The sequence below is a fragment of the Kitasatospora sp. NPDC018619 genome, assembly GCF_044391605.1.
Classification (GTDB): Bacteria; Actinomycetota; Actinomycetes; order Streptomycetales; family Streptomycetaceae; genus Kitasatospora.
Map to the genome: position 1 here is coordinate 144,147 of NZ_JBISAI010000001.1, position 22,518 is coordinate 166,664.

Annotated in this window: 21 protein-coding genes; 14 read left to right on the top strand and 7 right to left on the bottom strand. The window is 76.1% G+C overall.

Annotation, left to right across the window (positions count from 1 at the left end):
• Positions 1 to 85 precede the first annotated feature (85 nt).
• Positions 86 to 352, top strand: coding sequence for a hypothetical protein (locus ACH5AR_RS00445; protein WP_396299120.1), 267 nt, complete (start codon positions 86 to 88; stop codon positions 350 to 352).
• Between the two features lie 52 nt (positions 353 to 404).
• On the opposite strand, the gene ACH5AR_RS00450 is transcribed toward ACH5AR_RS00445, so the two are convergent.
• Positions 405 to 1,226, bottom strand: coding sequence for a methyltransferase domain-containing protein (locus tag ACH5AR_RS00450; RefSeq protein ID WP_396299121.1), 822 nt, complete (start codon positions 1,224 to 1,226; stop codon positions 405 to 407).
• 234 nt (positions 1,227 to 1,460) lie between these two features.
• Here ACH5AR_RS00450 and ACH5AR_RS00455 point away from each other — a divergent pair, with 234 nt between their 5' ends.
• Positions 1,461 to 1,844, top strand: a complete 384-nt coding sequence (locus tag ACH5AR_RS00455; protein ID WP_396299122.1) for a VOC family protein — start codon at positions 1,461 to 1,463, stop codon at positions 1,842 to 1,844.
• A gap of 22 nt (positions 1,845 to 1,866) precedes the next feature.
• On the opposite strand, the gene ACH5AR_RS00460 is transcribed toward ACH5AR_RS00455, so the two are convergent.
• Entirely contained in the window at positions 1,867 to 2,745 is an 879-nt protein-coding gene (locus ACH5AR_RS00460; protein WP_396299123.1) for a DUF3592 domain-containing protein, read from the bottom strand.
• Positions 2,742 to 3,860 carry a DUF3592 domain-containing protein gene (locus tag ACH5AR_RS00465; protein ID WP_396299124.1) on the bottom strand — a complete coding sequence of 373 codons (1,119 nt, stop codon included), beginning with the start codon at positions 3,858 to 3,860 and terminating at the stop codon, positions 2,742 to 2,744. Before ACH5AR_RS00465 ends, ACH5AR_RS00460 begins: the two co-directional genes overlap by 4 nt.
• Before the next feature lie 167 nt (positions 3,861 to 4,027).
• Between ACH5AR_RS00465 and ACH5AR_RS00470 the strand changes: the two genes are divergently transcribed.
• Entirely contained in the window at positions 4,028 to 4,456 is a 429-nt protein-coding gene (locus ACH5AR_RS00470) for a CocE/NonD family hydrolase C-terminal non-catalytic domain-containing protein (RefSeq protein ID WP_396299125.1), read from the top strand.
• A 115-nt stretch (positions 4,457 to 4,571) separates the two neighbouring features.
• Positions 4,572 to 4,805 carry a hypothetical protein gene (locus ACH5AR_RS00475; RefSeq protein WP_396299126.1) on the top strand — a complete coding sequence of 78 codons (234 nt, stop codon included), beginning with the start codon at positions 4,572 to 4,574 and terminating at the stop codon, positions 4,803 to 4,805.
• 9 nt (positions 4,806 to 4,814) lie between these two features.
• On the opposite strand, the gene ACH5AR_RS00480 is transcribed toward ACH5AR_RS00475, so the two are convergent.
• Complete coding sequence (locus tag ACH5AR_RS00480; protein ID WP_396299127.1) at positions 4,815 to 8,048, bottom strand: putative bifunctional diguanylate cyclase/phosphodiesterase; 3,234 nt, start codon at positions 8,046 to 8,048, stop codon at positions 4,815 to 4,817.
• 229 nt (positions 8,049 to 8,277) lie between these two features.
• Between ACH5AR_RS00480 and ACH5AR_RS00485 the strand changes: the two genes are divergently transcribed.
• The 8 genes from ACH5AR_RS00485 to ACH5AR_RS00520 all read left to right on the top strand — a co-directional run bounded on the left by ACH5AR_RS00485 (position 8,278) and on the right by ACH5AR_RS00520 (position 16,639).
• The gene (locus tag ACH5AR_RS00485) at positions 8,278 to 11,724 is read left to right on the top strand and encodes an amino acid adenylation domain-containing protein (RefSeq protein WP_396299128.1); all 3,447 of its coding nucleotides are present in this window, start codon (positions 8,278 to 8,280) and stop codon (positions 11,722 to 11,724) included.
• Positions 11,721 to 12,488, top strand: a complete 768-nt coding sequence (locus ACH5AR_RS00490; RefSeq protein ID WP_396299129.1) for a leucyl/phenylalanyl-tRNA--protein transferase — start codon at positions 11,721 to 11,723, stop codon at positions 12,486 to 12,488. The genes ACH5AR_RS00485 and ACH5AR_RS00490 overlap by 4 nt, the downstream gene beginning before the upstream one ends.
• Before the next feature lie 126 nt (positions 12,489 to 12,614).
• A complete protein-coding gene (locus tag ACH5AR_RS00495; RefSeq protein WP_396299130.1) occupies positions 12,615 to 12,875 on the top strand; it encodes a hypothetical protein in 261 nt (86 codons plus the stop codon).
• Between the two features lie 112 nt (positions 12,876 to 12,987).
• Entirely contained in the window at positions 12,988 to 13,473 is a 486-nt protein-coding gene (locus ACH5AR_RS00500) for a hypothetical protein (protein WP_396299131.1), read from the top strand.
• Complete coding sequence (locus tag ACH5AR_RS00505; protein ID WP_396299132.1) at positions 13,470 to 13,991, top strand: hypothetical protein; 522 nt, start codon at positions 13,470 to 13,472, stop codon at positions 13,989 to 13,991. The genes ACH5AR_RS00500 and ACH5AR_RS00505 overlap by 4 nt, the downstream gene beginning before the upstream one ends.
• 561 nt (positions 13,992 to 14,552) lie before the next feature.
• Positions 14,553 to 15,023: a DIP1984 family protein gene (locus tag ACH5AR_RS00510; RefSeq protein WP_396299133.1), complete on the top strand. Its 471-nt coding sequence runs from the start codon at positions 14,553 to 14,555 to the stop codon at positions 15,021 to 15,023.
• A 295-nt stretch (positions 15,024 to 15,318) separates the two neighbouring features.
• Positions 15,319 to 16,086: an HAD hydrolase family protein gene (locus ACH5AR_RS00515; RefSeq protein ID WP_396299134.1), complete on the top strand. Its 768-nt coding sequence runs from the start codon at positions 15,319 to 15,321 to the stop codon at positions 16,084 to 16,086.
• Between the two features lie 103 nt (positions 16,087 to 16,189).
• The gene (locus ACH5AR_RS00520) at positions 16,190 to 16,639 is read left to right on the top strand and encodes a nuclear transport factor 2 family protein (RefSeq protein ID WP_396299135.1); all 450 of its coding nucleotides are present in this window, start codon (positions 16,190 to 16,192) and stop codon (positions 16,637 to 16,639) included.
• A gap of 892 nt (positions 16,640 to 17,531) precedes the next feature.
• Here the strand turns inward: ACH5AR_RS00520 and ACH5AR_RS00525 are convergent.
• Positions 17,532 to 17,921 carry a nuclear transport factor 2 family protein gene (locus ACH5AR_RS00525; protein WP_396299136.1) on the bottom strand — a complete coding sequence of 130 codons (390 nt, stop codon included), beginning with the start codon at positions 17,919 to 17,921 and terminating at the stop codon, positions 17,532 to 17,534.
• 93 nt (positions 17,922 to 18,014) lie between these two features.
• Entirely contained in the window at positions 18,015 to 19,205 is a 1,191-nt protein-coding gene (locus tag ACH5AR_RS00530) for an MFS transporter (RefSeq protein WP_396299517.1), read from the bottom strand.
• 217 nt (positions 19,206 to 19,422) lie between these two features.
• On the opposite strand from ACH5AR_RS00530, the gene ACH5AR_RS00535 reads away from it, so the two are divergent.
• Both ACH5AR_RS00535 and ACH5AR_RS00540 read left to right on the top strand, forming a co-directional pair.
• Positions 19,423 to 19,995, top strand: coding sequence for a TetR family transcriptional regulator (locus ACH5AR_RS00535; protein ID WP_396299137.1), 573 nt, complete (start codon positions 19,423 to 19,425; stop codon positions 19,993 to 19,995).
• A gap of 209 nt (positions 19,996 to 20,204) precedes the next feature.
• Positions 20,205 to 20,486 carry a hypothetical protein gene (locus tag ACH5AR_RS00540; RefSeq protein WP_396299138.1) on the top strand — a complete coding sequence of 94 codons (282 nt, stop codon included), beginning with the start codon at positions 20,205 to 20,207 and terminating at the stop codon, positions 20,484 to 20,486.
• Positions 20,487 to 20,605: 119 nt separating this feature from the next.
• Here ACH5AR_RS00540 and ACH5AR_RS00545 read toward each other — a convergent pair whose 3' ends face one another.
• Positions 20,606 to 22,207 carry a hypothetical protein gene (locus ACH5AR_RS00545; protein ID WP_396299139.1) on the bottom strand — a complete coding sequence of 534 codons (1,602 nt, stop codon included), beginning with the start codon at positions 22,205 to 22,207 and terminating at the stop codon, positions 20,606 to 20,608.
• Positions 22,208 to 22,518 lie beyond the last annotated feature (311 nt).

Consider the following 22,518-nt stretch of genomic DNA (forward strand, 5'->3'; position numbering starts at 1 on the left):
ACGACGTGACGATCCCGGGGCCGGGAGGCCCCGGCCGGGTGAAGATCGAAATGCGGGGGCGGCCGCCGCCCAGCACGGTGGGACCGTGGCTTCGATCGTCGTCCTCTTCGAACTGGGCCCGGACCAGGCCCTCGGCGCCGAGGGCGTCGGGCCGGGCGTGGTCGCGGTGCACGCCGCCGGCCAGGATCCGGACGTCCCGGAGGACCCGCAGGCGCGAACCCTCTGCGGGCTGGACACCGCCCCCATGGAGCACGCCCACTACCGCCCCGCCCGCCCGGGCGAGCCGTGGTACCCGCCGGAGCTGGAGCAGCAGCGGTGCCGGCTCTGCGAGGCGGCGCTGCACCGGCTCTGAGCCCGCGCCGGACCGCCGTGCCCGGTTGCCCCGTCGGTCGGTGGGCCGTCCGTCAGTGCGCCGGCCGGTGGGCGATCGCGGCGAAGACCGTGACCGCCAGGTGGAACGTCCCCTGCCCGGCGGCCTCGGCGAGGTCGGCGTAGAGCCGGTCGCGCTGCTCCTCGGTGATCAGGCCCCGGCCGACGGCCGCCGCGCCGAGACCGCGGACCACCGGGAGGCTGACCGCGTGGGAGTCGTGCAGGAGGACGTCGGCGCCGAGGTGGTCGACGGACAGCCCGGCCGCGACCAGCCAGCCCGCGAGGTTGCGTCCGGCGTCCGGGGTGGCGGCCGTGCCCCGGACGACGGTGGCCAGCGCAGGGCGGACCTCGGGGGCGACCGGGTGGAGCACGAAGGTGGACCAGTCGGTGTCCAGCAGCGCGATCCGGCCGCCCGGGCGCAGCACACGGGCCGTCTCGGCGACGGCCGCCGCCGGATCGGTGAGGTGCTGGAGGACGCGCTCGCACCACACCACGTCGAACCCGCCGTCGGGCAGGGGCAGGGCGAGCGCGTCGCCGTCCAGGAAGCGGGCCCGGCTGCCGGCGTCGGCGGCGCGCTGCTCGGCGACGGCGCGCAGCCCGGGGTGGGGTTCGATACCGACGGCTCGGCCCTGCCCTCCGACCGCCGCCGCGAGCACCTGGGTCTCCGAACCGGTACCGGCGCCGACGTCCAGCGCCTGCTCCCCGGGGCGTGCGCCGAGTCGGGCGTGCGCCCACGCGCGCAGCCGCCGTACACCCGGGACGGCGGCCTGGGCGTCCAGCGCGGCGACCAGCCGGTCGGTGGTGGCCGGGTCGGCGTTGGCGGCGTGGAAGGCCGAGGTGGGGCGCGGGTCGGTCATGGCGGACACCCTAGGACGGAATGGGCACCACAGGACGGAATGACGGGCGATCGGCTGCCGCCCCACCGCGGTCGGCGGGATCGGGAGGGCGTCGGGCCCGGGCCGGTCACCACGCCGGCCGGGTGATGCGCACCCGGGGAGCGGGACGCCGGCCCGGCCGAGGTCCCACTCCGGGCGGCCGGCCCGCCCGCACGCCGGTGGCGAGCGGGCCGGAGATCGGGAAGACTCACCCGCATGGTCTCAGTGGTGCAGAACGTGGCGATCGACTGCGCGGACGCCTACGGGCTGGCGCGGTTCTGGAGCGCGGTGACCGGCCGCCCGCTGGAGGCCGACTGCCGGCGGGGCGACCGGGAGACGCAGGTGCTGCTCACGGGCGGCCTGGTGCTGTACTTCAACGAGGTGCCCGAGCCGAAGACGGTCAAGAACCGGGTGCACCTGTGCCTGCGGCCGGAGACCTCGCGCGACGCGGAGGTGGAGCGGCTGGTCGCCCTCGGCGCCACCCTCGTCGGCGATCACCGGCAACCGGACGGGACTGGTTGGGCCGTCCTTTCGGACCCGGAGGGCAACGAGTTCTGCGTCCTGCGCAGCGAGTCCGACCGGGCCGCCGCGCACCCCTGACGGCGGCCGTCCGGTCGGCGCGTCACCGCTGGAGCCACAGCAGCACCCCGCCCGCGACCGCCGTGCCCGTCATGACGACGAGCGCCGCGATCGCGCAGCCGAAGTCGCCCGGGACGGCTGCGCGGGTGGCCGCGAGGTCCGGGGTGAAGTCGCTCGGGTCCCCGGGGGAGTAGTGGACCGTCAGCTCCTGCCCGTACCGGACGGCCTCGTTCGGCAGATTCACGGGGTAGAGGGCGGTGACGGCCGTGCCGGTGCGGGTGGTGAAGGCGACGACGGGCCGCCGGGTGGCGCGGACGTCGCCGTCCGCGTCGGTCTCGACGGTCTTCAGGACGGCCACGACACGGCCCGGTACCGCCGTCATCGCCGACAGCTCGGCGAGGCGGGCCCTGATTCGCCGCCTGGTCCCGGGCAGGTGGAACGCGGTCGGCAGGGCCACCGGCGCGGCCGCTCCGACCAGCGCCCACGGCCAGGACCAGTCGACCGCCGCGAGGGCGACGAGGCCGCAGTAGACCAGGAACACCCAGAGGGTCGGCCGGCCGAGCCCGCGCCGGCCCGCCCGGACGTCGTCGGTGAACCGGAACGCGTGCGGCCTGCCGGGCGGGTAGCGGATCCCGACCTCCCGGCCCACCCAGGCCGCGGTGATCGCGTCGCCGCACTCGCCGTCGTTGGTGACGACGAACTCCTCGCCGCCGGACGGCTCCCGGAAGCGGACGAGCACCCCGATCCCGTCCTTCTCGGAGCCACCGTCCCGCGGTGGGTCCACCCGCTCGATCCGCCCCAGCACGCGGACCGTGCGCTGCGCCCTGGTCAGGCCCGCGAGCGACAGGCCGTACCCGAGCACCGCCAAGGCGCCGAACACCCCGCACCACAGGACCAGAACTCCGTGCCAGCTCCAGCTCATCGGCCGTCCCCCGCCCGTTCGGTGGTCGGCGTGCCGGGGAGCGCCGGGGTGCGCCCCAGCACCCGGCCCCGGTCGTCCGCCAGCAGGAGGGCGGAGCCCTCGGGCCCGCTCACGGCGACCGTGACGGTGACGGCCCCGCCGAGCCGGGAGACGGTGATGTTCCAGGCCTGCGGGCGGTGGACGCCGAGGCTGCTCCGCGCGTCCTCGACCAGGGCGGGGAAGCGCTCGTAGGGCAGAGTCGACAGCGGGAACGCTCCGTCCGGGGCGTCGTCCGGGGCGAAGGTCACCAGCAGCAGGCGGTCCTGTACGACGAGGTCGGTCGCCGTGGTCCGCTCGCCGTGCTGGGTCACCGAGTCGATGCCGGAGCGCAGTTCGCCCTCGCTGAGGAACGAGCGGCCGGGGCCGAGCTCGACGCTGCCGGAGCCTCCCGTCACCACCCTGGTCGACGAGGACGAGGACGAGGACGAGGAGGGCGGCTCGGCGGCGTCCCGCTGGGCCAGGTCCGCGCGGAACAGCAGGACCACCCCCGCCGCGGCGAGCAGCAGGCCGACGCCCCCGAGGAAGCCGACGGCGCGACCGGCGGGCGGTTCGCCCACCCTGGTCGACTCGGGCGCCGAGTCGAGCCGCGCGCCGGCCGCCCGCTCCTCCCACTCCGGGGTCGGCCGCTTCACGATCCTCACCTCCGCCGGGCGGTCCGGCGGGTACCGCACGACCAGGGTGCCGCCCGGCCGGTAGTCGGGGAGGTCGGCGACGTGGACGTCCTGGGTGAACTCGACCCGGAACGCGGGCCCGTCCTGCGGTGCGACGGTGAGGTCGAACCGCACCGGCCGGTCGGTCATCCCGTTCTCGGGGACGTCCAGGCTCTCGATCACCGCGAGTGCCGTCCTCGGCACGAGCGCCGCCTCCCGGGCGCGCCGCGGCAGGCCGGCGAGGTGCAGCAGCAGGCCGTAGGCGAAGGGGAGGGCGATCCCGGCGACGCACAGGGGCGCGTTCCGGACGACGACGCCGACGACGACCGCGGCGAGCGCTCCCCCCGCCACGGCGCCCGTCAGGAACCCGAGGGCGAGGGCGACCGGAGGGGCGCGCCGGGGCCGGGCACCGGTGGTGATCGTCATACCGGTGATTGTGCCGGGTCGGTGTGACGGCGGTAGGCCGAACGCCGACATCGACGGGAGGCCGGCCACTTCACGGCGGACGACGGCCCCGGCCGGGGGCAGCCGGTCCCAACTCGGTTGCCCGCGGCTGCAATCGGCTCGGGAGGACGGACGGCCCGCGGCTACGCTTGGCCGGCCCCCGGAGGTACGTCCTGGGCGACTTCGAGCGGGAGAACCTGCTGGTCTGGTCGACCGCCCCGCTGACCGGCGGCGACGGGGTGGCCCGCCGCATCCGGGGCGCCGCCTCGCTCCGGCTGACGGTGCGCAGCACCGAGGAGGCCGCCACCCTGGTCGCGTACCTGTTCGACGTGGGCCCGGACGGCGACGCGCGGATCATCACCCACGAGCCGTACACCGTGCTGGACCTGGCCCCGGGGCAGGACGTCACCGTGGGCTGGAAGCTCCAGCCCGCCGCGTACGACCTGGCGGACGGCCACCGCCTCGCCGTGGTCGTCAACAGCCGTGACCGGCTGTACTCCTACGCCACCGGGAGCGGTACCACCACCGTCGGCTCGCCGGGTGGGAAGGAGTCGGTCCTGGAGCTGCCGCTGGGCTGAGGGCGGGGGTGTGCGCCCCCAAGCGGAGGTCAAGGAAGCTTGACCCCCGCTTGGGGGCGTCCGGAGCCGGACGCGTGCCAGACTGTGCGCCCCGCAGGCCGACGAGGAGACTCCGGTGGATCTGGCGCGCCCCCTGATCGAGGACTTCCCCGCCCACCCGGACGGCGACCCCGCCGACGCGCTGGCCCGTGCCGTGCGGGCCCGCCGCCTGGCCCTGGGCCTCACCCTGCCCGACCTCGCGGCCCGCGCGGCCCTGCCGGAGGCGGACGTCCGGGCCGTCGAGGCGGGGCACGCGTTGCCGACGCTGGCGCTGCTCACGGTGCTGTCGCACGCCCTGCGCGAGGAGTAGCCGGGGCGCTCAGGCGGGTTCGTAGGAGGTCCCGCTCACCAGGGCGCGCGCCCGGGGGGAGTCCATCGGGTGGGCGAACAGGTACCCCTGGCCGAACGGGCAGCCCATGGCGGCGAGCAGGTCGCGCTGCTCGGGGTGCTCGATGCCCTCGGCGATGACCTGGACGCCCAGGGTCTGCGCGATCCGGGTGATGCCCTCGACCAGAGCGTACTGCTGGGGCGAGTGGCCGAGGCCGTCGATGAAGGACTTGTCGATCTTGAGCAGGGAGATCGGGAACTCGCGCAGGTACGACAGCGAGGAGTAGCCGGTGCCGAAGTCGTCGATGGCGATGCCGACGCCGAGGCCGGACAGGGTGGCCATGTCGGCGTGGACGCGCTCGTCGCGGCGCATCAGCACCGACTCGGTGAGCTCCAGGACCAGGGTGTGCGGGTCGATGCCGGTGGTGGCCAGCGCCCGGCGGACGACGTCCACGAAGCCGGCGTCGCGGAACTGGCGGGCGGAGACGTTGACGTTGACCCGCAGCGGCGGCCGGCCGGCCGCCGTCCGGGCCGTCGAGCTCGCGGCCTGCCAGGCGGCGACCTCCTGGGCGGCCCGCTCCAGCACCCAGGCGCCGAGCGGGACGATCTGGCCGCTCTCCTCGGCGAGGGCGATGAACTCGTCCGGCAGCACCATGCCGCGCCGGTCGTGCGGCCAGCGGACCAGCGCCTCGAAGGCGACCAGGTCGCCCGAGCGCAGGTCGACGATCGGCTGGTAGTACAGCTGGAAGGCCGATTCCGCGATCGCCGAGTCGAGGTGCTCGTTGAGCTCGTGCCGCTCCACCATGCCGGTCTGCAGGGCCGGCCGGTAGTGGCGCCACTGGCGGCGGCCGGCCGCCTTGGCGGAGTAGAGCGCGAGGTCGGCGTGGGCGAGCAGCTCGGTCGCGTCCACGCTGTCCTCGGTGGTCGCCACGCCGATGCTGGCCGTCACCCGCACCGCACCCGAGGCGAGCTGGAACGGCTCGGCGAACACGGCCAGCACCGCGGCCGCGATGGTGTCCACGTCGGCGGGCCGGCGCGCGTCCTCCACCAGGACGGCGAACTCGTCCCCGCCGAGCCGGGCCGCGGTGTCCGAGGCGCGCAGCGCGGTGGCGATCCGCAGCGAGACGGCGACCAGCAGTTCGTCGCCGACCGCGTGGCCCTGGGTGTCGTTGACCACCTTGAAGTCGTCCAGGTCGATGAAGAGCACCCCGGTGACGGCGCCGCTGCGCTCGCCCCGGGACAGCGCGTGCCCGACCCGGTCCAGGAACAGCACCCGGTTGGCCAGCCCGGTCAGCGAGTCGTGGAAGGCCCGGTGGGTCAGCTCGCGCTCCATCTGCCGCTGCTCGGTCACGTCGCGCAGGGTGAGCACCAGGGCGCCGACGGTCGGGTCCGCGCGCAGGTCGTTGAAGCGGACCTCGGCCTCGATCGGGGTGCGGTCCTGGCGCAGCAGCCGCCAGTGCTCGCGCGGCTGCTCCCCCCGGAGCTCGTCGGCCGCCTCGCGCATCCGGGCCAGCGCCTTGCCGACCTCCCGGCTGTCCTCGGGCGGGACGAGGTCGGTCAGCAGGGTGCCGGCCAGGTCCGGGCGGCCGAGCACCGAGGCGGCGGAGGGGGAGGCGTAGCGCACGCCGTCGTCGGCGTCGAGCATCAGGATGACGTCGCTGGAGTTCTGCACCAGGGTGCGGAAGTACAGCTCGCTGTTGCGGCGGGTGACCTCCCGGCTCAGCACCACCCGCTCGACGGCGAGGGCCGCCTGGGCGGCGAGGATCTCCAGCGAGCTCCAGAGGCTGGTCAGCTCGTGCTCGGTGCCGGTGACGACGAGTGCGCCGATCAGCGGGTCGCCGGAGGGGCGCTCGGCGAGGGTGAGCGGGCAGACCAGGGCGTGCGGCATGCCGCCGAGGCCGGAGCGCCGCTCGCCCTCGGGGCGCTCGGCGCCGGCCCGTTCCGCGCCCGGCCCAGCGGTCGCGCCCGGCCCCGCGGCCGCGTCCGGTCCGTGGGCGGCCAGGCCGAGGGCGGCCACCGGCAGCAGCAGGGTCTCCCGGGCGGTGGCGAGGTCGAGCACCTGGCCGGACGGGACGGCGTCGCCCGGCAGCCGTCGGGCCGTCCCGCGCCCGGCGTGCCGCACGTGCAGCACGCCGTCCTCCGTCACCGCGAGCAGGGCGACGTGCCCGGACTCGGCCGGCATCAGCGCCGAGGCGGCCGCCTGGACGGCGTCCGCGACCTCCTCCACGGTGACGGCCGCCGTCAGCCGGGCGCCCGCCTCGCGCAGCGCCCGCTCCCGGGCCACGGCCTGCCGGCGGGCCGAGACGACCACCGCCAGCCGGGCCAGCACCAGCAGGTAGAGCACCGCGGAGAAGGCGCCGATCACCCCCGCGTTGCTGGTGTTGCCGGCCAGCGACTCGATGATCAGGATCGCCGGGGCGATCAGCGAGGCGAGGGTGAGCAGCACCAGCCGGGCCGTGCTCAGGTCGGGCTGCTGGGTGGGCACCGGCCGGGTCAGCTCGACCATCGACGGGTGCAGCGCCGCAGCGCCCCAGGCGGTGTAGAAGGCGGCCCAGCCGAGCTCCACCGGGGTGCCGATGTGCCAGGTGCCGTGCAGCTGGATCAGCCCGTACAGCACGTCGGAGACCATGATGCCGAGCGAGCCGACGGCGAGCAGCCGCAGCGCGCGGGAGCTGCCGCCGCGCGGGGTCAGCAGCCGCAGCAGCAGGGCGAGCACGACGACGTCGCCGAGCGGGTAGGCGATCGAGACGGCCTTCTGGAACCAGTCGAGGTCCGGGTTGCGGGCGTACGGGAGGATCAGGTAGATCCAGGCGAGCAGGGCCAGCCCCATGGTGGGGATGAGCGCGTCCAGCAGCCCGGCCCGGTCCTGACGGGCCGTGCGCCAGCGGATGAAGCCCAGCACGCCGACCGCGTACAGCACGTACTCGGCGAGGTAGAAGCCGTCCGCGACGGACGGGAAGGGGTTGGGCAGGTGCAGGATGTCCAGCTGGACGGCCTGCACCACCTCGCCCACCGTGAAGCTGAGGTTGGCCAGCGCCAGCACGTACCAGTACCTCGCGTGCGCGGGGCGGTTGAGCCGGACGCCGACCACGATGGCGGCGACGCCACCGAGGCCGATGCCCGTCCACCAGATGATCCGCTGGCCGGGGTTCGCGTAGTAGATGCCGGTGAACAGCACCATCCAGAGCAGGTAACAGACCATCAGGTGTTGGCGCCGGCGAGTCAACGAGGCTACCTCCTCCGCGACACCACCCCGCCGGTCGGGCGGGGGAGTTCGGGTGAGGACTGGCCGGGCCTGGCGGGAGGGTCGGCCCGGTGGGGCGGGTGTGCGCTTCCGCGCAGCAGTGAGGCGCCCGGTGGGGGTGCGACCGGACGGCCTCGACGGGACGGGAGTGCGTATAGTCGGAAATGTCGCACTCCCCAGCATTCTGCCGCCACAGCACGAGGTCAAGCCGGTGGACGACGCAGTAGACAGCGCACAGGGCGTACGAACGGATGCGGGTTCCGACCGTCACGCCGTGGTCCGCAACGACAACGGTCAGTACGCGATCTGGCCCGGGGACCTGACCGTCCCGGCCGGGTGGCGGCAGGTCCACGGCCCGGCCCCGCGGGCCGAGTGCCGCGCCCGGGTGGAGCGGGAGTGGCGCCCCGCCGAACTGGGGCTGCCCGGCGGCACGCCCGTCCGGGGGGCGGCGGCCGGATTCGCCGACACGGTGCACGGGTTGTTCCGCGCGCGGGCGGCGCACGACCCGGAGGCGGTCGCCGTCGTCGCCGAGGACGCCACCCTGAGCTACCGCGAACTCGATCTGCGCAGCGACCGGTTGGCTGCCGCGCTGCGCGCCCGCGGCACCGGGCCGGAGCAGGTGGTGCCGGTCTGCCTCGACCGCGGGGCCGGGCTGGTGACCGCCTGGCTCGCCGTGCTCAAGGCCGGCGGCGCCTTCCTGCCGCTGGACCCGGCCCACCCGCGGCGACGACTGGCCGGGCTGGTGGAGGACTGCGAGGCGCGGGTCGTGGTCGCGGACGGTGACGGGTTCCCGGCGGAGCTCCGGGCGGCCGTGTCGGTGCTCGGGCCGAGGGGGGGCCGCAGTGACGGGCAGGACCCTGCGGGGACCCCGGAGGCCGGGGAGGTGCCGCACGAGGACGGCGCCACCCCCGACGACCTCGCCTACCTGATCTACACCTCCGGGACGACCGGCCGCCCCAAGGGCGTCCCGGTCGCCCACCGTGCCCTGCTGTTCACCCTCGACCGGATCATCCACGCCTACCGGCTGCGCCCGGGCGAACGCGTGCTGCAACTGGCCGCGCTGGGCTCGGACACGGCGCTGGAGCAGGTGTTCGGCGCACTGCTGGCCGGCGCGACGGTGGTCCTGGGCGGCGGCGGGAGCACGGGCGGCACCTGGGCGCCCACCGAGCTGGCCGGCCGGCTGCCCGGGCTGGGCCTGGCCGTCGCCGACTTCACCCCCGCCTACTGGCACCACCTGCTCGACCTGCTCCCGCCCGGCGGGCCCGGCCCCCGGGGGCCGCGGCTGGTGGTGGTCGGCGGGGACGCCGTGCACGCGGCCGACTGCCGCCGCTGCCTGGAGCGGCTGCCCGGCGCCCGGCTGCTGAACGCGTACGGGGTCACCGAGGCGGCCGTCACCTCGACGCTCTGCGAGGTCACCGCGGAGCTGCTCGGGAGCGGAGGCGGGGGCGGGGGAGTGGGGGGAAGCGGAGGCGGAATCGGGGGAGGCGGGGGCCTCACCGCCGCGCCGGTGCCGATCGGGCGGCCGCTGCCCGGCGTGCGGGTGCACGTGCTGGATGCCCGGCTGCGCCCCGTCCGCCCCGGCGAGAAGGGGCAGATCCACCTCGGCGGGCCCGGTTTGGCCCGCGGCTACTGGCGGCAGCCCGGGCTCACCGCCGAGTCCTTCCTGCCCGACCCGTACGCCCCGCTGCCCGGCGAGCGGATGTACCGCACCGGCGACGCCGGGCGGTGGCGCGCGGACGGGCAACTGGAGATCCTCGGGCGCTTCGACGACCAGGTGAAGGTGCGCGGGCACCGGGTGGACCCGGCGGAGGTCGAGGCCGTCCTGGCCGAGCACCCCGACGTCCGGCAGGCCCGGGTCGCGGCGGACGGCGAGGCGGCGGACGGCAGCCGCACGCTCACCGCGTACTACACGCCCGCCGCCGGGGCGCCCGCCGGGGCGCGCGGGCTCCGGGCGTTCCTGGCCGAACGGCTGCCGGAGTACCTGGTGCCGGCGGCGTTCGTGCCGCTGGAGGAGATGCCGCTCACGGCGGCGGGGAAGATCGACCGGCGGCGGCTGCCGCACGCGCCGGTGCGCACCGTGCCGTCGGCGCCGCCGTCTGCCGCCGCGACGGCCGCCGAGGCCCCCGCCGCCGTGCCCGGTCCGGCCCGGGCGGATGCGGTGGAGGCGGCGGTCGGGCAGCTGTGGGCGGAACTGCTCGGTGTCGAACACGTCGGCCCCGACGACGACTTCTTCGCCCTCGGCGGCACCTCGCTGCTCGCGATGGAGATGCTGGCGCGGGCCCGGATCACGCTCGGCATCGACGTCGGGCAGGTGCGGGCGCTCACCCGGGCCCTGCTGCGCGAGCCCGTCCTGCGGCCCTTCGCGGCGGCCCTGCGGGCGGCCCGCGGCGAGGCCCCCGCGGGCACCACCGGCGGCAGCACCGGTACCGTCGGCGCCGTCCCGGAGGCCGCCGTCGACTGGTTCGCGGAGGCCCGGCTCACCGAGGAGCTCCGGCAGTCCTGGAGCCCGGCGCCCTCCCGCGCCGACCCGGCCGAGATCCTGCTCACCGGCGCCACCGGCTTCTGCGGTGCCCACCTGCTGCGGGCGCTGCTCGCCACCACCCGGGCGCGCATCCACTGCCTGGTCCGGGCACCCGACGAGGAGCACGCGCTGGAGCGGCTGCGGGCGGCGCAGCAGCGCTTCCTGCGGCACGACCTCGCCGACCCCCGGGTGGTGCCGCTGGTCGGCGACCTCACCCGGCCGCGACTCGGGCTGACGGACCGTCAGTACGACTGGCTGGCGGGGCGCCTGGACGCCGTCCACCACCTCGGCGGGCAGGTCAACTTCCTCTACCCGTACCACCAGGTGCGGCAGGCCAACGTCGGTGGCACCCGGGAGGTGGTCCGGCTCGCCGGGCACAGCCGGGGCATCCCCGTGCACTACCTCTCCACCCTCGCGGTGCTGGCCGGCTTCGGCGCGGTCGGTGTCCCGAAGGTCACCGAGCGGACCCCGCTCGCCCACCCGGAGCGGCTCGGCGTCGGCTACGTGGAGAGCAAGTGGGTCGCCGAGCAGCTGCTGCACAACGCGGCCGCCGCCGGGCTGCCGGTCACCGTGCTGCGCACCAACGACGTCACCGGGGACCTCGGGGACGGGGTGATGAACACCGGCACCGAACTGTGCGCGCTGATCGCCTACCTCGCCGACAGCGGGACCTGCCCGGACGTGCGGCTGCTGCTCGACTTCGTGCCCGCCGACCGCTTCGCCCGTGCCGTCGCCCACATCGCCGCCCACGCGCCCGCCGCCGGCGAGGTCTACCACCTCACCTCCCCGGGGCCGGGCGTCCTCGCCGACCTCGCCGAGCGGCTGCGGGCGCGCGGCCACCGGATCGCCCGGGTCCCGTACGGCGACTGGGTGCGGGGGCTGGTCCGGTTCGCGGCCGGGCACCCGACGCACCCGGTCGCGCCGTTCGTCCCGCTGTTCGTGGACCGCGCGCCGGGTACCGAGCTGTCGGTCAGCGAGATGTACTTCAGGCCGACGTTCCCGCTGTTCGAGCGGACGAACGCGGACGCGGCGCTGGCCGGGAGCGGGATCGAACTGCCGCCGGTGGACGCCGGGTTGATCGACCACTACCTGGCGGGCCTGGAGCGGGAGGGCTTCCTGCGGGCGGCGCCCCGGTGAGCCTGCCGGAAGCGCTGGGCGCGCTGGACGTGCGGCACGGGCCCGGTGACGGCCCGGTGGCCTTCGGGGGCTCGCTCGGGCCCGAAGCGCTGCTGGCGGCGTACCGGCGCGGGCTGTTCCCGCTGCCGGCGGCGGACGTGTACGCGAGCGCGTACAACGAGGCGGTGTACGGGGACGCCGTGGCGGCAGGCGAGGTGGCGCTGCTGCCGGGCGGGCCGGACCCGTACGCGCTGGCGTGGTGGTCGCCCGACCCCCGGCCGGTGGTCGCGGCCGGCGGCGTCCGGCTCGGGAGCCGGCTGGCGCGGCGGCTGCGCAACCGCTCCGGGTGGTGGACGAGTGCGGACCGCGCCTTCGGGCGGGTGCTGGCGGCCTGCGCCGAGGGCCGTCAACCCGTCTGGCTCACCGAGGAGTTGGCAGCTTCCCTGGTACGGCTGCACGAGCTGGGGGCGGCACACAGCGGGGAGGTATGGGAGGGGGAGGAGCTGATCGGCGGGGTGTTCGGGATCGCGGTCGGGCCGGTGCTGAGCCTGGACTCGATGTTCCACCGCCGCCCGGACGCCGCGCGGGTCGCCGTCGCGGACCTCGGGGCGCGGTTCGCGGCGGCGGGCGGGCGGCTGCTGGACGCCCAGTGGGACGGACCGCACGTGCGGAGCCTCGGGGCCGGGCCGGTGGAGCGCTCCCGGTACCTCGCGGTGCTGTCGGAGGGCCGGGGCGCGGCCGTCGTGCCGCAGGGGGCGCCACTGCCTGCGGCACGGTTGGGCTGACCGCCTCTGACCTGCGGCTGAACCTGACCTGACGGGCTCTTTCGGATACCTGTGGCTCTCCGGCACGGCGGGCGTCCGGACCGCGCTCGGTGCCGGGATCAGCCTCGGGCTGTACGGCACGTCGGCGTGGAGGCCACCGTCGCCCCCTCCCTGCGGGCCCGGGCCGAGGGCTCGCTGGCGGCCGACTCCTCCGGCAACCCGCCGCAGGCGCGAGGGAGTCGGTCGCTGGTCGGCGGTGTCGACCTGAACGGCTCGCTGCTCGCCCGCCTGAAGGTGTTCGGCACCCCGGTCGTCGAGGGCAAGCTCCCGCTGCCGCCCTTCCACCGGGAGCGGCCGCTGCTCGCGGGCTCGGCGGCGCTGCCCTCGCCGCCGGCCGTCCGCGACTGACGTGGCGCCAGAACCGGCTCCGTTGACCGGAATTCCGGCCGAGGGGCCCCGCCGTCGGTAGGCTCGGATCGGGCCGGAGGAGGTGAGGGGCATCAGGCGGACCGTGGGAGCCGTGGGGGTGCTGGTCCTGTCGGCGGGCGCGGTGGCGGCGCTCTTCAGGGCGACCGGCTGGGTGGTCGCGGCGTACCTGCTGGGCGGGGCGGCGGCCGGGCTCGCGGTGGTGGCGGTGCTGGTGCCGGGGCCGCGGACCCGGGTGAGGGGGTTCCCGGTGGGTACTCCCGCCCCGTCGGCGGCTCCCGACGGCGCGGCGGAGTTCGTCGGACTCGGCCAGGCCGTGGGGCCGGCGGGCGGCAGCCCGGGGTACCCGACCGGCCGGGGCGCCTCCGTCTACGAGCTGGACGCCGCGCCCCCGCTGCCGCCCCGCCTCGCGTCCCGGCACCGGCCGCTGCTCGACTACGCCGAGGACCCGCTGACCCCGGCGGCCGCCGAGACCGTCGCCGCCGGACTGGACCGCCTCTTCCTGCGCCTCGGCCCGCCGCCCGGCGCCGCCCGCAGCTCCGACCAAGCCGCCCCCGCACCCCGAGGTGACGACCGGTGACCACCCCCGAGGAGAGCCGCACCCGCCGTCCGACGGCCCTGGAGATCGCCATCCAGTGGGCCCGGCTCCCGCCCGAGCACCTGCGGGCGGCCCTGGAGCACCTCGAACTGGAGCTCCAGCGCGAGCACGCGCGGGAGAGCGCCCGGGAACGCCACCAGGCGGCGCTGGAACGCGACCGGGCGCTGTCGGCGTCGAGCCTCGACGTGGCCCGGATGCGGGAGGAGTACACGACCGAGCGGGCCCGGATCGCTGCCCAGGATCGCAGGGACCAGCGGGCCCACCAGCTCTACCTCGGCGGCCTGGTGGCCGGGTTCGTGCTCGCCGCCGGGATGCTCGCCGGCTCGGTGCTCGTCGGACTCGACGGCCGCCAGTGGCTGGCCGGCCTGCTCGCCGGCCCCAGCCTGATCGCCCTGCCGGTGGTCTTCGTACTGCGCCGCGCCGACCGCCCCGCCGCCGGCTCGCGCGTGCTCCCGCGGCCCGTCGACCCGGACCGGCTCCCGGGCGAGCGGCCGGCCTGACCGCACTGCGCCTGCCGGCCCGGCACGAGTTCGGCGGCGGGTGCCTGCGGCGCGTGTCTGCGGCGCGTGCCTGCGGTGCGTCCTTCGGGGCCAGGGGACCGGACCGGAGGCGGCGGGCCGGGCGCCGTCGGCGGAGGCGTCGTCCTTCCCGGCGCCGAGCAGGATCCGGTCCGGCACCGAGACGCCCGGGGCCGCCGGGCCGTCGTCCGCACCGCCGTCGAAGACCACGTAGCCGCCGCCCCCCCGGCGGGCAGGGCGGCCACCAGGACGGAGCCCCGGGCGCCGTCCGGACCGGGGACCGGGCACCGCCCGGGGGCGTCTCGTCGATCAGGCCGGGCGCCACCCGGCGGCCCGCCGCCCCGGCCGGGAGGGGGAGGCGTCCTCCCCGGGCCCTCCCCGGGCCCTTCCCGGGCCCTCCCCGCGCCCACCGAGGCCCGTTCCGGCAGGCCGGCGGGTGCGTCCCTCCTGCGGGGGCCGGAGCGGTCGGCTCCGTAAACCGGGTGCGCACGGCCCTGGCGGTACCCGATACTCGGCGAGATCACGGCGGAGGAGGTCGAGACGGTGAAGCTTGCCGAGGCACTGGCGGAACGCGCGGCGGCGACGCGCCGGGTGGAACAGCTGCGGGAGCGCGTCACCAGCAGCGCGCGCTACCAGGAGGGGGAGGCGCCCGCCGAGGACGCGGCACTGCTGCTGGCCGAGGCCGACGAGGCGCTGGACACGCTGGAGACGCTGATCCGGCGGATCAACCGGACCAACGCGACCGTGGACATGGGGCCCGACGGCACGCTCACCGACGCCCTCGCGCGCCGGGACGTCCTGCGGCTGCGCCACTCCGTGGTCACCGCGGCCGCGGACGCCGCGGCGGGCAAGGGCGAGCGGTCGTACGGCCGGCAGCTGCGCTCCGAGCTGGTGATGCTCGCCGCGCTCCCGGTCGCGGAGCTGCGCGGGCGGGCCGACGCGCTCGCCCGGGAGATCCGCGAGGTCGACGTGCGGATCCAGCGCACCAACTGGGAGGTCGACCTGATGGACTGACCGGCCCGGCCGGTGGCGACGACGTGGAGCAGGTAGCTGCCTCGGAGGCGTGCACACACCGAGGGCCGGCGGTTTTCCGGCCCACTCCTGGCACGTGAAGAGCAACGTCGGGGTTCGACTCCCCATCGACAGCGCAGCTCAGCAACGCGCACAGGTGACGGTGCACAGCACACAGCACACCACCACGTGCAGATCCGGGGCGGCGAGGGCGGGTTCGGGGCTCTCCACGTCGTCGCACCACGGCACCGGGGCGGGCGGTGGACCGTGGACGGCACCCGCTGGGTAGCATCATCCGATGATCACTCCCAGCGCCCGCACCATGGTCTTCGACATCGACGGCACGCTCTGCTTCGACGGGCGGACGATCGACCGCCGGATCCTGGACGCCCTCGACGCCTGCGAACGGGCCGGGCACCAGCTGGTCTTCGCCTCCGCCCGGCCGGTCCGCGACCTGCTGCCCGTCCTCGGCGGCGCCTTCCCCGCCGCCACGCTGATCGGCGGCAACGGCAGCCTGGTCTCCGTCGACGGCCGGGTGCGGGCACGGGCCTCGTTCGAGGCCGAGGGGTTCCAGCGGCTGATGGCCGAGGCCGAGCGGTTCCGCGCGGGCTTCCTCGCCGACGGCCCGTGGGACTACGCCTACACCGGCCCCGCCGACCACCCGATCCTCGGCCGGGTCGACCAGGGTGGCCTCGCCCGGCGGGTGGAGCTCGCCGAACTCCCCGCCGTCGTCAAGTTCCTGGTGGTCCACGCGACCGACCCGGGGGCCCTCGCCGAGGCCGGCCGCGCGCTCGGGATGACCGTCAACCACCACCTCGACGAGGCGATCGTCGACTTCGCCCCCGGCACCACCAACAAGTGGGAGGCGCTGGTCTCGCTGGGCATCGACGCGTACGACGCCTTCGGCAACGACGTCAACGACCTCGACCTGCTGCGCAACGCCCGGCACTCGGTCCGGGTCGGCAGCCACCCGGGCCTGGAGGGCGTCGCCCGGGTGAGCGTCGCCGCCGAACCGGAGGCCGTCGCCGCCGAGATCGCCCGGCTGGCCGTCGCCGCCGACCGGTAGCCGACGGCGCACTGCCCGGCCCCGCCGGTCCCGCCGTCCCGCCGTCCGCTCCGGGCCTGGAAGAGTCGGCGCAGCCAGGGACCGTCCAGAGCAGGGGGAGACCATGTCCGTGCCCGCCGAGCCGATGCCGAGCCACCGGGCGATCGAGAACCTGATCGCGCGCTACGCCGAACTCGTCGACGACGGGGACTTCGCGGGGCTCGGCGCCCTGTTGGCCGACGCCGTGTTCGTCGGCGGCGGCGAGCCCGTGCGCGGGAGCCGGGCGATCGAGGCGATGTTCCGCGAGCTGCTGATCGTCCACGAGGACGGGACGCCGAGGACCCAGCACGTCACCGGCAACCTCGCCGTCGAGGTCGACGAGCGGGCGGGGACGGCCGTCGCCCGCTCGTACGTCACCGTGCTCCAGGCGCTGCCCGGGCTGCCGCTCCAGACCATCGCCGCCGGCCGGTACCACGACCGCTTCGCGCGGGACGCGGACGGGCGGTGGCGGTTCTCGGAACGGCGGGTGCGGATCACGCTGGTCGGTGACGTGAGCCGCCACCTGCGGCGGTAGGGCGCGCCGGCCGGGGTGACCAGAGGCGGGGCCGCGCCGGGCGGCGGCCGGCCGCGGTCGAACGGTTGACGGGCGGCAGCCGGAAGGGCGTCCACCGCCTGCGGACGGACGACGGGACGACGCGATCGCCTACCGCTGGGCCCGTGGCGAGGACCACTGACCGGCGGCCGAGGACGACGAGGATGGCGCCGACCCCTTCTCGCCCGGCTCCGGGCTCGACCCGGTCGAGGCGGCACCCGCCCGGCTGGGCGCGCTCGGCGTCCGGACCCCGGCGCTGCGCCACGGCGAACGCGCCGGTGGCCCGGACGGCGCCGGCCCCGCGATCGTCGAGGACGTCCCCGGCGAGGTCCCGGAGGCGCTGGCCGCCCGTGACCGCAGGTCCGCGACCCCGGCCCTGGCGGTCGTCCTGCGAGGGCGCCGTGCTGGACCGCGCCCTGTGCGACCCCGCCGGCGCGGCCTCGCGGCCAGCGGATCGCGGCCGCCCGGGAGCGGCTCGCCGACCGGCTGCACGCCCTGGCGGCGGCGGTGCGGCCGGGCGCCGGGCACTTCGGTGGTGCACGGTGAACTCGGGCCCGCCCACGTGCCGGTGGTCGCGGACGGCGGCCCGTGGCTGATCGAGGCCGAGGGCGCGATGGACGTCGACGCCGAGTGGGAGCACGCCTTCCTGCGGGTCCGCCTGCATCCGTACGACCACCGGCCGCCGGCGGCGGGCGGCCTGGACGAAGACCGGCCGGACCGCCACGCCTGCCGGACGCCGGCTCCCCGGCCCGTGAGGCGAGCGCGGGCATCGCCGCGCACGGCCTGCGGCAGGGCCCGTGCCTGGTCGGCGGCACCCGCGGCGACGGCCCGGCCGGGAAGCCGCCGGGCCGGGCCGTCGCCGCGGGGCGGCGGGTCAGTCGGTGAGCTGGGCCCGGAAGACGGCGCTGTTGAAGTACGCCCGGGCCTCGCGGATCACGCCGGAGTCGTCCAGCTCGTAGACGTTGATGCCGGACCAGTTGACCGGCCGGCCGTCCAGGGCGACGGCGGCGCCCCGCCAGGAGACGGCGACGTGGCTGCCGACGGTGTGCGCCTCCAGGGGCGTCAGCCCGAGGAAGGGGCGGAAACCGGGCAGGACGGAGGCGATGAACGCGTGGATCGCGGGGCGCCCGGTGATCGGCGGCGTGCCGACCGGGTCGTGGAAGACGCCGTCCTCGGCGAAGGACTCCGCCCAGGCGTCGGCGTCGCCCTCCTGGGAGGCGCGGAAGAACCGGAGGACGGCGGGCGGCATGGCCGGGAAGGTCATGGGAACTCCTACGGGACGTGGTGACGTGGTGAGGTGTCGATGCGGTGACGTGTCGACGGGGCGGGTCGGTGGTGTGACGGTGGAGTGGTGCGGTCAGCGACCGGCCCCGGCCCCGGCCTTGGCCCCGGCCCCGGCCTTGGCCCTGGGCCCGGCCCCGGCTCCGGCCCGCAGGGCGGCCAGCGCCGCCAGAGCGGCGACCGCGAGCAGCCCGCACACCCCCGGCCAGCCGAGCCCGGCGTGGAGCCGGACGCCGAGCCAGGAGCCGGCGCTGCCGCCGAGGAACGAGCAGGTCATGTAGGCGGTGTTCAGCCGGCTGCGGGCCTCGGGGCGCAGCGCGAAGATCCGGGCCTGGTTGGCGACCTGGCCGCACTGCACCGCGAGGTCCAACAGCAGCAGGCCGACGGCCAGCGCGGCCAGGCCCGCCGGGCCTCCCGCTCCGCCTGCGGCGAGCACCGCGGCCGCGGCGAGGGTGGCGCCGGTGCACCAGGCGTTCACCCGGTCCGGGCCGTGCCGGTCGACCCAGCGTCCGGCGGCCGGGGCGCAGAACATGCTCGCCGCCCCGATCAGTGCCAGCAGGCCGACGGCCTGGGCGCCGAGCCGGTAGGACGGGCCGGTGAGCAGCAGGGCGAGCGCCGTCCAGGCGGCGCTGAAGCCGCCGAAGAGCGCGGCCTGGCCGAGTGCGGAGCGGCGCAGGCCCGGTTCGGTGCGCAGCAGCCGGCCGGTGCCGGCGAGCAGGGCCGGATAGCGGTCGCGGACGGCGGGCGGGGCGGTGGGCAGGGCCACGCCGAGGACGAGTGCGAGCAGCCCGGTGAGGGTGGCGGCGGCCAGGTAGGGGGCGCGCCAGCCGAGCTGTTCTCCCAGGACACCGCCGAAGGTGCGGGCCAGCAGGATGCCGCCGATCAGGCCGCCCTGGAGGGTGCCGATCACGGCGCCGCGCCGTTCGGGCGCGGCCAGGCCGGCGGCCAGCGGGAGCAGCAGCTGGGGGACGACGGTGGCCAGGCCGACGACCGCGCCGGCCACCACCAGCGGGCCGGTGGCCGGGGCGAGCCCGGCGGCCAGCAGGGCGCAGGCCGTCACGGCCAGCAGCACGGTGATCAGGGGGCGGCGGGGGAGCCGGTCGCCGAGCGGCACCAGCAGGAAGATCCCTGCGGCGTAGCCGAGCTGGGTGACGGTGGCGAGCGTCGCCGCGGTGCCCGGCGCGATGCCGAGGCCGTCGGCGACGAGCGGGGTGAGGGCCTGCGGGAAGTAGACGTTGGCCACGGCGACGCCGCAGGCCAGGGCCATCACCAGCGGCAGTCGGCGGCCCGGGGCCGGTCGCGGAGCGGCGGGCCCCGGGGGCGCTTCCTCGGGCGGCGCCGGCTCGGGCGGGGCTGGCAGGGCGGCGGGATCGGTCCGGGGCATCATGGCTCCAATCGAACGAACTAGATGGTTCGGATGCTCGAGGCGAGCGTGGCAGACCCTCGCGGGTTCGTCAAACGAACCGGTTCGTTACCATCGATCCATGGCCTACGACTCGACGGCGACCAAAGAGCGGATCCTCACGGCGGCGGCCGCCGAATTCGCCGCGCACGGCGTCGCCGGCGCCCGGGTGGACCGCATCGCCGCCCAGGCGCAGGCCAACAAGCGGGCGATCTACGACTACTTCGGCGACAAGGGCAGGCTCTTCGCCGCCGTCCTGGAGCGCCTCATGGCCGACCTCGCCCGGGCCGTCCCGCCCGGCGACGAGGACCTCCCCGCGTACGCCGAGCGGCTCTTCGACTACCACCGCGACCACCCGCAGGCCCTGCGGCTGCTCCTGTGGGAGGCCCTCGAACTCGGGGACCAGCCCGTGCCGGGCGAGGAGGCCCGCACTCGGCACTACCAGGACAAGATCCGGGCGGCGGGGTCCGCGGACGGCGACGGCGACGACGCCCGGGCGCGGCTGTTCCTGACGCTCGGCATGGTCGGCTGGAGCCTCGCCATGCCCCAGCTGCGCCGCATGGTCCTCGGCCCCGACCACACCCTCGACGGGCTGCGCGCCGAGATCGCCGCCGCCGTCCGGGCACTGCCCGCCGGAACCGGGCCGGCGTCGTAGCCGCCGTGCGCGGGCGGCCGCTCGGGTTCGCCCAAGCGGCCGGGCCCGGCATCCCGCTTCCGGTGGGCCGTGGACGAAGTACCGGGGCGGGGCGTGTCCTCGGTTCGGGGGATGTGCGGCGGCATTTCTGACATGAACAGGGCGGCGGGGGAATTCATGCCCCGGAAGGGCGCCCCAACCGTCGTGCGCCCTCGGAAGGGAGAACAGTCATGCGTCGTCGGATTGCCGCGGTCGGAATGCTGGCCGCCGCCGGAGCACTCGCGCTCGCCGTGCCCGCCCGGGCGGCCACCGGGACCCTGGTGGTGAACGGCCTGGCACGCCAGAACCCGGCGCGGGGGTGCTACCCGACGCTGTCGCCGGTGCTCGTCCAGAACCTCACGGACACCGAGGTCGACGTGTACTCCGGGGCGGACTGCCAGGGCACGGTGACACGGCAGATCGCGGCCGGGATGTCCGCCGCGACCGTCGGGTTCAGCTACTTCGTCCACTGACCCGCCGGCCGGCGGCGGGGTCGACGCGGGGCCGGCAGCACGAAGGCCGGGGCGGGCTCCGTACGGATCACCGCCCCGGCCTTCACGCCGTCAGGCTCGCGCCGCCGTCGTCCGGCGGGTCACTTCGACTGGTAGAAGCCGAGCAGGTCGACCAGCAGGTCGGCGTTCGACCAGCTCTGGTTCCAGAAGTCGATGATGCCGCCCTTGCCGCCCGGCGCCTGCGCCAGGTTCGGCACGGTCGAGCCGGCCGTCCAGTTCAGCGTCGAGGAGACCGGCCGCGGCGGGACGGTCGCGGTGCCGTTCTTGTAGGCGGACCAGTAGTTCGGGTCGGAGTCGACCGACAGGAAGCCGTCCCCGGCGGTGTTGGTGACGGTGGTGTTCAGCACCCACCCCTCGACCTGCGGGCTGGTGGTGTCGCCCTCCATGCCCAGGGCGAAGAAGGAGCGGCCCGCCAGAGGGGCGCCCACCCGCTCGGGGGTGGTCTCGCGGGTGTCCAGGACGCGCTCCGGCACCACCAGCGGGACGAGGGCGGAGCGGCTGGCGGGGCTGTAGTAGCCGACCACGTCGACCACCACGTCCGCCGGCAGCCAGCTGCCGTTGCGCACGGAGACCTTGCCGTCCTGGCCGACGGGGACGATCACCGCGTTGGCCACCGTCTGGCCGGCCGTGAAGTTCACGTTGGACGTGCTCGGGACGGCCTGCCCGGTCGGGAACGCGATCAGGTGGCCGTCCGCCTGCGGGTTGGTGACCGTCAGGTTGAGCGCCACGGCGGTGACGCCCGCCGGCACGCCGTTGCGGCCGGCCACGGCCACGTCGAAGCTCGACGTCGCGGGGACCTGCCCCTGGGCCGTGCCGAGGCCCGCCCGGGAGTCGACGATGCGGGTCTGGGGCACCGACGTGTAGCCGCTGGCGGTGGTGTTCGTGAAGTAGCCGGTGACGTCGGCGAGCAGGTCGACCGGCGCCCAGTCCGAGTTGAACAGGTACACGTAGCCGTCCGGGCCGACCGAGGCGACCACCAGGTTCGGAACGGTCTGGCCGGGGACGAAGTTGAGGCTCGACGTCGTCGCGTTCTCGGCCAGGTCCTGGGTGGGCGCCACCGAGATGTGGCCGGAGCCGGCGGTGTTGGTGACGGTGACGTTGAGGACCACCGCGGCGGCGTCGGCGGGGATGCCGGCGGCGCCCCCGACCTTCAGGGCCACCGTGCCGCGGGCCGGGACCTGGGCCTTGGCGGCGCCGATGCCCGCCCGGGTGTCCAGCAGGCGGGCGGGCGCGTGCGGGGTGAACTCGGCGCCGGCGGTGACGACCTGGACCTGGTTCGTGGCCACGTCCGTGCCGCGCTTGACGGTGACCGTGATGGTGTACGCGCCGACGGCGGCGTACGTGTGGAGGTCGTGGCTGGTCGAGTTGCCGAGGGCCGGGTAGGTGGTCGAGGCCCCGTCGCCCCAGTTGACGGTGAGGCTGACCTGCGAGTTGTCGGCGGAGGTGAGCTTGGTCTGGAGCTGGAAGCCGTGGGCGCTGTAGGCGTCGGCCTGGAGGTCGATCCCGACGGCGGCGCTCTGCACGGCCGGCGCGTCACGGGGCGTCGCGCCCTGCGCGGGGGCCGCGGCGACGGCCGGCTCGCCGGCCTTCGGCGCGGCGACCGTGTGCTCGGCGGAACTGCTGAAGGTCTTGCCCGGGAGCTTCTTCGCCGCGTCGATGCCGGCCACGGAGGCGGCGGGCAAGGAGGGCGCCGCGGCGGGAGCGGCTGCCTGGGCGATTCCGGACGAGGTGATACCGACACCGGCCGCCACGAGGGCAGCGAGGACCACAAGTCGGCGATTGTGCACCGATTCCCCCACGATTTCATCAATAGTCGAACGGATTCGACACAGTTCGAATGAGCGTTCAGCGTACAGCTCGGCTACGACACCCGGGACCGGGTTTTTCCGGGGCGGACCGTCGGGGGCCCGGTCCGCGGTTGATGCGCATTCCGGCGGCAATGGGGGAATTGGTGCCGCTTTTCGCCCGCCGTGTTCGGCCGCGCCGTCCGCCC

Coding starts and splice junctions, on each gene's coding strand:
- ACH5AR_RS00450 (WP_396299121.1), bottom strand. CDS start 1,226: ATGACCGACCCGCGCCCCACCTCGGCCTTCCACGCCGCCAACGCCGAC.
- ACH5AR_RS00455 (WP_396299122.1), top strand. CDS start 1,461: ATGGTCTCAGTGGTGCAGAACGTGGCGATCGACTGCGCGGACGCCTAC.
- ACH5AR_RS00460 (WP_396299123.1), bottom strand. CDS start 2,745: ATGAGCTGGAGCTGGCACGGAGTTCTGGTCCTGTGGTGCGGGGTGTTC.
- ACH5AR_RS00465 (WP_396299124.1), bottom strand. CDS start 3,860: ATGACGATCACCACCGGTGCCCGGCCCCGGCGCGCCCCTCCGGTCGCC.
- ACH5AR_RS00515 (WP_396299134.1), top strand. CDS start 15,319: ATGATCACTCCCAGCGCCCGCACCATGGTCTTCGACATCGACGGCACG.
- ACH5AR_RS00520 (WP_396299135.1), top strand. CDS start 16,190: ATGTCCGTGCCCGCCGAGCCGATGCCGAGCCACCGGGCGATCGAGAAC.
- ACH5AR_RS00525 (WP_396299136.1), bottom strand. CDS start 17,921: ATGACCTTCCCGGCCATGCCGCCCGCCGTCCTCCGGTTCTTCCGCGCC.
- ACH5AR_RS00530 (WP_396299517.1), bottom strand. CDS start 19,205: ATGGCCCTGGCCTGCGGCGTCGCCGTGGCCAACGTCTACTTCCCGCAG.
- ACH5AR_RS00535 (WP_396299137.1), top strand. CDS start 19,423: ATGGCCTACGACTCGACGGCGACCAAAGAGCGGATCCTCACGGCGGCG.
- ACH5AR_RS00540 (WP_396299138.1), top strand. CDS start 20,205: ATGCGTCGTCGGATTGCCGCGGTCGGAATGCTGGCCGCCGCCGGAGCA.